Origin of the sequence: Marinobacter persicus (assembly GCF_002934325.1) — a bacterium.
Lineage (GTDB): Bacteria > Pseudomonadota > Gammaproteobacteria > Pseudomonadales > Oleiphilaceae > Marinobacter > Marinobacter persicus_A.
On the sequence record NZ_PTIV01000051.1, the window covers coordinates 1 to 8,993 of the forward strand.

The 8,993-nt window shown below is 48.6% G+C and carries 7 protein-coding genes; all 7 read right to left on the minus strand.

Annotation, left to right across the window (positions count from 1 at the left end):
- Window positions 1–147 precede the first annotated feature (147 nt).
- Window positions 148–1,452 carry a 5-methylcytosine restriction system specificity protein McrC gene (locus BY454_RS16045; RefSeq protein WP_104417582.1) on the minus strand — a complete coding sequence of 435 codons (1,305 nt, stop codon included), beginning with the start codon at window positions 1,450–1,452 and terminating at the stop codon, window positions 148–150.
- A 3-nt stretch (window positions 1,453–1,455) separates the two neighbouring features.
- The gene (locus BY454_RS16050) at window positions 1,456–2,595 is read right to left on the minus strand and encodes an AAA family ATPase (protein ID WP_104417583.1); all 1,140 of its coding nucleotides are present in this window, start codon (window positions 2,593–2,595) and stop codon (window positions 1,456–1,458) included.
- Entirely contained in the window at window positions 2,585–3,181 is a 597-nt protein-coding gene (locus BY454_RS16055; protein WP_104417584.1) for a hypothetical protein, read from the minus strand. The genes BY454_RS16050 and BY454_RS16055 overlap by 11 nt, the downstream gene beginning before the upstream one ends.
- On the minus strand, window positions 3,174–5,405 hold the full coding sequence (locus BY454_RS16060; protein ID WP_104417585.1) for an Eco57I restriction-modification methylase domain-containing protein: 2,232 nt from the start codon (window positions 5,403–5,405) through the stop codon (window positions 3,174–3,176). The genes BY454_RS16055 and BY454_RS16060 overlap by 8 nt, the downstream gene beginning before the upstream one ends.
- Window positions 5,405–6,496, minus strand: a complete 1,092-nt coding sequence (locus BY454_RS16065; RefSeq protein ID WP_104417586.1) for a DNA adenine methylase — start codon at window positions 6,494–6,496, stop codon at window positions 5,405–5,407. The genes BY454_RS16060 and BY454_RS16065 overlap by 1 nt, the downstream gene beginning before the upstream one ends.
- A 195-nt stretch (window positions 6,497–6,691) precedes the next feature.
- Window positions 6,692–7,657, minus strand: a complete 966-nt coding sequence (locus BY454_RS16070; protein ID WP_104417587.1) for a WYL domain-containing protein — start codon at window positions 7,655–7,657, stop codon at window positions 6,692–6,694.
- 7 nt (window positions 7,658–7,664) lie between these two features.
- Window positions 7,665–8,585 (minus strand): ADP-ribosylglycohydrolase family protein, encoded by a 921-nt coding sequence (locus BY454_RS16075; RefSeq protein ID WP_104417588.1) that lies wholly within the window; start codon window positions 8,583–8,585, stop codon window positions 7,665–7,667.
- Between the last annotated feature and the right edge of the window lie 408 nt (window positions 8,586–8,993).

The window sequence follows — 8,993 nt, forward strand, 5'->3', positions numbered from 1 at the left end:
AGAAGCTGCCACGGTTATTGAAATCGTTTTTCGGTCATCCGGATTTGGCTTATATCGCCGGATGATGTTCGCTTACTTTATTTCGGATTAGTAGTTGAATATTTTTTAGTGTGTTTTTGGAATCGGAAACGAGCGATAAAATATCAGTTATAAATCAAAGGATGAAAGGTAGTCGTACATTTTGGAAGCAAATTCTTTTATTCCACCTGGCTTTGAAATGTTTCTGATTTCGACTTGGACTCCTACAATAGTTACGTCATTTATTGACAATGTTTGAAATGTTTCACATTTGCCCAACGGCCTTTTCGGTTCATCTGGTCGTGCAGGGTAGATAAGTACGATCAAGTTGCAAAAAGACGCTTTTGCGAAAGCTAAAGCCTCATAGATATCTGACTCAACTATTCGCAATTTGCCTTTTTCTATGTGTCCCTTGTACTTGGCATCGACGAGAAATCGCCTTCCATTTTTTTGGTTTTGAATTACAAAGTCTGGGAATACTAAAATATCGCTTGTCTTTCCTGAAGCTGCAGAGGTCTTCTCACCTAAAACAAAACTCGCTTGACTTTGCACGCTAGAGTTCCCAAACCCGAGTCGTAAAGCTACTGTTATTAGGTCTTCCCAAACACGCCAAGTCGTGACTAGATAACCAGGCGCAGCGCTTTGTCCTTGTTTATAATTGACTCCAAGCCCTCGGATAACGTCCTGCGCAAGATCATGAAGAGGTTTCCAAGCCCGCTGCCTGGACGGAATAGGCTTTGACCGAGTGGAGACACTCCCTTGCGGTGATAAATCTTCTATAAGCCGCATTAAAAAGCTAGCAACCACCGGTTCACGTACTTCAGGCAACAAGTCCTTGGCCGCTGTCACTATTTCAGCGTTCCATACGTTGCGACGATCAAATCGAATGACTTCTTGTTCGAATCCCTCGGGCGATGGAAAGACGATGTCTACTGGATCGGGGTCGCCTTCTATAAAAAAACCTGTTTCTAGAGCTTTTCGGTAACTCCGGAGCGGTCGACGCTTTTGTGCTTCATACATGCTGATGATAGAGCGCGCTACCAATGTGGCTAGATCCCTTGGTGCACCACTTGAGGCAGAAAGCTTGTCGGTCGCCAGAAACCTCCCGTATTTGGATAAGGTGCATAGGAAAAAGAAGTCTTCCCTCCATATAGAGTCTTGATCATCTAGGCCCAAAAACTTAGGAGCAACCTCAAGCTCCAAAGATGGCGTCAGCCGAATCAAACCAGCGAAACCAGCTGCTCGGACACCTTTAGGCTCTATAGTTATTGGGTTGTTTTTGAGCCCTAAATGTTTAGCCGCGCGCAAACCAGCATCCGTAAGAAGCGATTTCAATTTATGTTTATCTAGCCCTACTTCCAAAAACATATCATCAGACAATTGAACCGGTTTCCCGTTTTCAACTAATGAAAACCTTGGTCTGCTTCTAAGCATTTATTAATCCCGAGCAAAAGCCTTTAGAGCTGGATAAATATTATTCTCGTCAAAGTTTGCAGGACCTTCCAGTCTAAAGCGTAGGTCATCGGCAAAAGTTGTATCTACCAATTTGAAAGGATTGGACCCTTGTCCATCTAAGGCATTGAATGTCGCGGCAATACCTCTGATATCTCCGAAAAAAACTTCTTCAACATGTGCGCGGACTTTTGACCAAGCGACACAAAGACTGACTAATACTTCAGATAGACCCATGCTTTGGGGGTTTGAATCGGACATAAAAACACCGTGGCCAATAGTAAATTCCGGTCCACGTCCTAATGAAATCTGTTCATTTACCGATACCCAAGCTCTCACAGATGCTTCTAAAGCATCGTTGATGGTGGTTACTTGGTCAGGTAAGGAAATATCTATGTCCTTTGCACCCACGCCATAATAATTTCTCAAAATTTCTTCGTTTGGCTCCAGGCGAAGCGGCTCCCAGCGGCGCAAAAATGCCACATCCAAAGGTTCTACGGATGCGTCAGCTTGATTCATTGCTGCTAAAATATAGAGATCGTGAGGTAATGCATACTCGATAGTTTGGCCTGTTTCAGGATCGAGAATTTCAAAGTATTGAGTTTCGGCTCGCTTCTCTCCGGTCTGAGCGAGGCGCTTGTCTGATTCAATTGCAACTATTGCGCCCCCAAATACCTGAACCGCAGGACCACGATTTATTTCATCAATAATCAGGAGCGCAGCTCCTCCCTCTGTTTTCGCGTGTTCACTGGCACGATAGAGGGTTCCTTTGACGACAGTGAATTCAGTAGAGCCCCGAGATTGGTTAAGTGATGGTGTTATTCCCGATACGAAATCACGATATTTCGAATTTTGATGGAAGACGGTTCTGAATACTTTTCTGTTAGTCTTATTTGCCGCGGGAATTAGGGCCCCGGTAGCTCCGGTGGAGGGAGGTATTGGAACTTTTCCACCCGGGTCATGGATCAAACCACCTCTAGTCTGGCGGGCGTTGGCCGCGCTTTCGAAAGCGGTCGCTACCTCAGCCAACAATTTAGACTTCCCGGTTCCAGGAGGCCCTGAAATCAATACGTTTTTCGAGCGCTTCAATAATTTAAGGGCATAGACACAAGCATCACTTGCCATTGCAGAATCCTTTTGCGTTGGTAAAGTCTTTGTAGCCTAAGACTGCTGTGCCTTCTTTGCGTTTGGCATCAATGCAATCGATCAGCTCTCTAGCCACCCTCGGATCCCAAAGACCTGGAGTTCGGATGGAGCTCTCTTCAGCGTAATATGGCCAGACGCTGCCGTCATCAAGCTGAACCAACAGCAATAAAATACGGTTACCCTGTTTAATAGTGACATGACCCGCGTCAAAACATGGGTATTGATGAATCCGAGCTATTCTGCCTTCACCTTTTCTCGCTGAAGTAGGCGGTTCAAAGGTCGATTCTTTCTTAGTTACTTTACCGGTACTTTTATCCTGCCAGTAGAACCAGCCTTTTAAAACATCTATAGTCACACGCTGTTTATTCCTAGTGCGGGGTTCTTGGCTTTTTTGCGGAAACATTTGCTCGATTACAGGTAATAAGTCGTCATAAGACCGAAACCTAAAATCTCTTGCGCCCCCACCGCTAGGGGTGTCGTTTGATTTCGCCTCTAATTTACGCAAATCACCCCCAACCAATTCCTTATATAAAATACGAGCGACGTTGCCGCCTCCACTACTCATTGACGCTAACTCCTGTCTCTTTGTTTACGGTGCAGCACGACGCGATTTCTGAGGGAATATAAGCTTTTGAACCAAGTAGCTCCGCTTCCTCCACACGGTTTGTCCAGTGTGCGTCGCTATTCTCTCTCCTTCTGGCCATAGCCGCTAACACAGTGTCTCTAGTTATTGTCGACCTTTCTTCATGCGGTAATGACACTTGGCCGCGATCTAGTATCGGAAAGTCGCGAAAAATGAGTTCCATGTCTTCGAGGTTTAGATTGTAAGCCAGTGCAACTTCTGTATCAATTTCACATCTGAGAGTGGCCATGCGTTTGAAGGTTTGTTCTGTCGCTCCTACGTTATTGAGCTTTTGTAGCTCCTTGGCTGCGCTTACAAGTTTTTTCCACGGGAGCCCGTTTTTCGTAAGCTTAGGAAGTGGAACGCTCTGCAAGAGAAAATAATTAACTGTGGTTGTAAGGACCCGTCGGAGCATCCAGTCAAACACGAAGCTGTTAGCAACAGACGCCCAAACTAATAGCCTGTCTTCAGAAGGATCGTTAGGAAAAGTAATTGTCGGAACTTTATTCCCACATGCCACACCAGCGGGAATAATGCACGCCATTAATGATCTTTCGTTGGTTTGACCTGCAATGTCGCAAAAACCTACTCTATTTACCTGGGTTCTAGCATAACTTCTTTGCGGGATGTCTGAACTCCGAATCCAAAACTGGGGTCTCAGTTTTGAGTTTCCGACCGGATATGCCTCCCACAGTGCACGTCGACCTGCTCCAGAGAGATACCCTTTTACGCCGAAACGGTGTGCCTGAACCATTCGCCCCTCTATCACCGGTAATGCATCTTTGGCGGGAACAGTTACAAATTTTTTTCGCTCTCGGGTCATGTCGAGTTCACGACAGAACTTGGGCTTCCAGGAGCTTTTGGGTTCAAACCACATTTGGCCTGCTTTCATAATTTTTGAATATAGCTGCCATTCTTGAGCGTTTCGTACCTCTGGAAAGCTCAGATCGGGTCTTATATCGCTCAAAGATTTGCGGCCAATTGTGGCTCGGCCGTTTACCTGCAATCCGTTGCGGGTGCCGGACTCATGCAGCAGCTGTATTGGATTGCGTTTGATCTCCGATCTATTGCATTTCACTAGGGCCACTGCAAGGAATTTGAATCGGGAATCGATTGCAAAAAATCTAGATCGATTGTCGATAATCGACAGCGAAATATCACGGCTGGCTTCAACCAACTCTTTTCGAATGGCTGTCGTGCCTTGAGAACGGATTAAACCGCCTGGCAACAAAGCTGCAATAGTGCCCTGATCTCTGCATAGGTTGAAAAAAAGCTCAGTAAAGGCAATGTACAGGTCCGGCTCCCCGTTGCGGAGCTTCGGGTATCTATCAACTATTTCACGGGCGTATGTCGAAACTTCATTTCGATGCTTGGAAAAGAGCTCTTCATTAAAACCTTCTACAGACTCTCCGTAATGCCTATTGTTTCCCCTAGCTTTAAGAAATTCATGCTTTGATAATTTAAGCTTTTCCCACGGAGGGTTTCCTATAACTCCGTCAAAGCCCCCAGGCGCCATCGTCTCCCAAATCTCGCTATTTGCTAGCAGGCTATCTCCGAGATGCCATTTTGATTTCATGACTCGAAGCGCCTCAAGGTCATCTGTGAATGAAGCGATGCTTAATAGAGCTGCTCTAAGTGAGTTACCCGACAAATCTGCAGCATGTACTCCGTTACGAATCCAATGAGTCGTCTTCGAACGGTCCATTCCACAAACTTCACGTGTGATTGCGGCCAGCAAAATTCCTGCCCCGCAAGCAGGATCTATGATTTTGCTTCTAAAATTGAGATTTGAAGCGGCCATAGCCGCAAGACGAGATGCTAATCTGAAATCCGTATGGTATGCGCCTGTGCTTTTGCGATCATGATCTTCAAGGGTCTCACGAGCCAGTACGCTCAGTGCTAAAGCATGATCAATTTCGGAGTTCTCTATGGCGGCGGCCACCGGGGCGGCCAGCTCAAGGAGTAATTCAGCAGGTTTTAAGCTTTGAACCTCGAAAATTCGATGGAATTCCGATAGTTTGAACCCACCAAATCTGGAGGATACCGCTTCCAGAATTTGTAGTCTGAGCTCGAAATCTACGAGCGTAGACTCATTTGCAACTGCTTGGTCTAAAGCCTTCTCAGCTGAAATCAGTAGCTCAGTTTCAAGAGGCTTGGGTGCAGCCATTATGATTTCTCCACTATGAGATCTTCATGACCCTCATTAATTCGAATCGTGTTTCTATCTATCGACGCTAAGGGCCTTTGAAGTTCAATTAGAAACTCATTGACGTCTGAGGCTGACTTGCTGGCATTTTTGTTGGGTCTATAACGGCCTACGCTGCCCATTGAATGGACCGAAAAACGGCCCAGTTTCGAGAGCTCCGTTTTCATCTCTTGCATACCTATGTGACCCTCGCTGCTGTATGACAAGAGCACTCTTTCGGCTTGTAAGGTATTGAGTAGGCTCGAAAGGGTTTTGAGTGCGCGAGATTTATAACAAAAATCAGATGCGAGGTCTTGCCATGGTCGCAATCCCGCCACTCCCTGAACCTCCGGCTGATCGTGTAATGCGACAGTTTCGAGTATGTGATAGTAACTGGCATATTGGCGCTTGGTGTATGGAGGGTCCAAATAGACTAGATCTTGAGCGTGGTTCTTGACCTGAAATACGTCTCCAACACTTACCTCCACTCGTGTCTGTGTAGATTTGAGCTCTCGTGGGCGTAGCGCGAGCTCACCTTGAGATTGTTTGGTCCACTTTGATAAGAAACATCCGAAAGTCCCGGCTATGTTGGCAATGCGATTCAACGCACCAAACAAATCAGCGATCAATAATACTTGCTCCGTTTCTGAAATCTGCCCAGCTCCGCGCCACTCTGAAATCTTTGCACGAATCGCATCTATTCGGGCCGCATTGCGTTGAGTGAAGTACCGGCGTTCGTTTTCACAAAAGCTAGCTGAGGCAGGGCTGTATGTGCGCCAGATGTATCCTTCGATAGGTGCGATAGAATTTAACTCTTCGATGGCTTTGGTGTAGCCTCCGATGTTGGAGAACGAAGCCTGATCATGGCTGATCAATCTCGCCTGAGCCGATATAACCGCTGAGTGCAAATGATCGTTGATTCTTACATCCCACCCTAAACTGGCCGCTGATTCTGCTACCACTCCGGTGCCACAAAAAGCATCAACGAAAAAAGAACCATCCTCTGGTGTTCCCATGAAGGACGCGATTTGGTCGACTAATCGGGACTTTGATCCGATATAGCGGAAAGTCATTCGGGTGCTACCTCCTCGGAATCGCTTTTGAGAACCGAATATTTCGAAAGGACCGACTGATATGATCGGGCAAAAAAAGTTCGCATTAATCGCTCCGATGGCAAAGGTTACGTCGGCGATAGTGTATAGACATCCAGCTTTTTTTAAAAGGTTGGTGGTAAGTCGACACAGTGGTGTGCCAAACCCAAATTAAATTCAACCTAGCTCCCTCGGCTCAATGATTTCCAATTCACTCCCTTTTCTCCTTGCCACCCAGCGCCGCAGCTGCGGACTGTTCTCGATGAAGGTCGTCACTGTGTATTGGCCTGGGTTAGCGAAATCCTCCTCCAAACGTTGGTCGTGACCAATAGGTCGGTTGAACAAGGCTTCCGCCAGTGGCCGGTTCACTCGGATTACCAACCTTAGGCTGTCCTCCATTCCAAGGGCAAAGGATTGCGCTAGATCAGGCTCAAGCGAACTGTCCTCAAAACTCAGGCGAGCTTCGGCCATGGTGATTCTGTGCATGGGTAACAGCTGAATACTCTCGTCCATATTCGGTGCGCTCGGGTATTCTGCTAGAAGATAGAGTATTTCCTCTTGGAGCAGCAGTCGGAGGGGGAGGAGACCTTCGAGCCTGGTTTCCCCGTCCAGTGTCGCGATGGTCAGGTCTAGCGCATCTGAGCTTGCAAGAGCTTCTTCAATGGTGTTTTGCATATCCCCGTCAATGGGCGGAGATTCCGGCCGCATGGGGTCCGGAAGGTATTGGATGAGCTGCATCCATTGTTGCGCTCTCTTGTCGGTCTCTGCCGTCGTTGTGGCTTGTTGCCAGAGCGAATCCAGCCGCTTTACCACGCTGCGCGGCAGGCGATTGTAAGCCTGCTGTTTGAGCATGGTAAGTGCCAGGGCGGCATCGTTGTCGTTCAGCAGGGTTTCGGGCAGCAGGCCTTTCAGGGATGTGAGATGCCAGTAATTGGTTCGGCCGTTGGCACCCTGTTTGCGCTCCTTGTGGACAGACATTGGGAAAACTTCCAGCAGGTTTTCCAGGTCGCGCTCTATGGTGCGCTTGGAAGAAGCGTGGCCCCTTTCTTTTAGCTCTCTGTGAATATCCCCGGTTGATTTGGCCAGGCCTGGGCGGGGCAGCAACTTCAGGATTTCGATTTGCCGTCTCAGCTGATCGCTCATGGGATATTCAGCCTTTCGGGTTGGCGTTTGTATCGGGCGTCAGGTAAATCAGACGCTGGGCCAACTGTTCTATGCGGTCTTTGTCCACCAGCACATTCAGCCAGTTTGCGGGTATGGCGTTGAGCCCGTAATGGCAACCGGCCAACTGCCCGGTGATCGCCGCGACAGTATCGCAATCATCCCCAAGGTTCGCGGCGGCGAGAAGCGCAGCTTCAAGCGAGTCTGTTGTAGCGAAACACCAAAGGGCTGCTTCCAAAGTATCGACCACATAACTTTTGGCTTTGATCAGCGCATCGGCCTTCTGAAGATAATCCCCCCGGGCCAGTGTCGTGATTTTTTTGCTCTTCCAGGCTTCGTCTTTTCCAGCTTCGACGGCTTGGTTCCTGGGTTCTCCACGTAGCAGATAATGAATAATCATTGCCAGTAACTCACTGGCCTCCAGACACTCTTCTGCGCCGTGGGTGGTCCTGGTGGACTCTCTTGCCCAAAGGCGGATAAGTTCCAGGTCCGGATGCGCGGCGAGCACTGCTGGGAGCAGGCGCATCAAGCCACCGTTTCCTGCCGCCAACGGGTGCGTGGATCCCGCGAAGGGTTCATCGGTGTGTTTGAACTTTTTAAGGGCCGCCCCAAGGGTATTGCCTGGCGCCAAAGCTAGTTCACTGGGCCAGCCTTCCTGGCGGTCGTAAAAGCCCTCGTAGCGGCACATTTGATCGGCAGCATCAAAACCGTTCTTGGCAACCAGGCTCTCTCCCAAGCACAACGCTAACCCCGTGTCGTCCGACCACTGGCCCACAGGCAAGTATCTTCGGGTGCTGTTCATGTCTTTGATGTCGGCGCTGCCACGGGGGCTGAATTCCACGCCGTTGGCCAGTGCATCACCGCATGCCAGCGCCAGCAAGCCGCCGATGGCGCGTTCGTTGAGAGTCATTGAGTATCCGGTTGCCTGTGTGATTGGAAACGTGGTTAAGTCTTGAAGTTTACGGATATCCGCCGATGTGAGCCAGCGTCAGAGATTGGCCATGACATCCGTACGAAATATTTACTTTGTTCCTTTGGGGGATGCTGTGCCGCAGCTAGTCGCTACAACATTCGAGATTGGTGTCCGAGAGCGGCGGGATATTCTGTTCCTGTCCTTTCGAGATATTCCTGATCCTAGGTCCCCTGAGGACGAACCTTGGGAGCATATTCCGGAAAGGCAAGTGATACTCCGCTGGCTCGATGATAACGGTGTCGGTTGGGAAGTAAGCGTCCATTCCACGACGTTCTGCCGCCCTGCTGAAATTCGCCCTACAGTAACCTCACATTTCCCAGCATGAGGTTACCCCTATGAGAAAGC

Excerpts from the sequence above, each read along its gene's own strand:
- BY454_RS16075 (WP_104417588.1), bottom strand. The coding sequence starts at position 8,585 with ATGACTCTCAACGAACGCGCCATCGGCGGCTTGCTGGCGCTGGCATGC.
- BY454_RS16050 (WP_104417583.1), bottom strand. The coding sequence starts at position 2,595 with ATGGCAAGTGATGCTTGTGTCTATGCCCTTAAATTATTGAAGCGCTCG.
- BY454_RS16045 (WP_104417582.1), bottom strand. The coding sequence starts at position 1,452 with ATGCTTAGAAGCAGACCAAGGTTTTCATTAGTTGAAAACGGGAAACCG.
- BY454_RS16055 (WP_104417584.1), bottom strand. The coding sequence starts at position 3,181 with ATGAGTAGTGGAGGCGGCAACGTCGCTCGTATTTTATATAAGGAATTG.
- BY454_RS16070 (WP_104417587.1), bottom strand. The coding sequence starts at position 7,657 with ATGAGCGATCAGCTGAGACGGCAAATCGAAATCCTGAAGTTGCTGCCC.
- BY454_RS16065 (WP_104417586.1), bottom strand. The coding sequence starts at position 6,496 with ATGACTTTCCGCTATATCGGATCAAAGTCCCGATTAGTCGACCAAATC.
- BY454_RS16060 (WP_104417585.1), bottom strand. The coding sequence starts at position 5,405 with ATGGCTGCACCCAAGCCTCTTGAAACTGAGCTACTGATTTCAGCTGAG.